Origin of the sequence: Pseudomonas sp. UBA7530, from assembly GCF_002479365.1 — a bacterium.
GTDB lineage: Bacteria > Pseudomonadota > Gammaproteobacteria > Pseudomonadales > Pseudomonadaceae > Aquipseudomonas.
The window spans coordinates 486,275-486,950 of sequence record NZ_DLMS01000001.1 but is presented as its reverse complement, the minus strand read 5'-3'; the positions used below and the strand labels follow the sequence as shown (position 1 = coordinate 486,950).

At 66.1% G+C, this 676-nt stretch carries 1 pseudogene; it reads left to right on the top strand.

What is annotated here, in order from left to right:
* Nucleotides 1-676: pseudogene (locus tag B2U07_RS02360) on the top strand (DNA polymerase III subunit gamma/tau); the annotation flags it as partial.

The following is a 676-nucleotide window of genomic DNA, read 5'->3' as shown; positions in this document are numbered from 1 at the left end:
GGCCGCCGATGTGCGCGCCATGCTTGGCACGCTGGATCACGGACAGGTCTACGGCGTGCTGCATGCGCTGATAGAAGGTGATGCGCGGGCGTTGATCGAGGCAGTGCGTCATCTGGCCGAGCAAGGGCCTGACTGGAACGGCGTGCTGGCGGAAATGCTCAACGTGCTGCACCGCGTGGCCATCGCCCAGGCCTTGCCGGAGGCCGTGGACAACGGCCAGGGTGATCGCGAGCGCGTGTTGCAGCTGGCTCAGGCGCTGCCGGCCGAAGACGTGCAGTTCTATTATCAGATGGGCCTGATCGGTCGTCGTGACTTGCCCCTCGCGCCCGAACCGCGCGGCGGCTTCGAGATGGTCCTGCTACGGATGCTGGCTTTCCGTCCGGGCGGTGCCGATGACGCGCCAAAGGTCACGCTAAAGCCCTTGGGGATCAGCCAGGCCACTGCTGATTCCCAACAGAACCCAGTGGCCGGCACCGCTATGCCGGCTCCCGTGGTTTCTGCTCCAGCTGCTGTCGCCGCTGTACCTGTTCAGGCGCCTGTCGCTGCGCCGGCTGTTGAGCCCGGTCCCGTCGCTGCGGTTGCGAGCGCCGAGCCTGTGGTGAGTGAGTCGGCGCCGAGTATTGCATTACCTGCAGCGCCAGCTGTCAGCCTGTCGCAAGAGCCAGAGCCAGAGCCA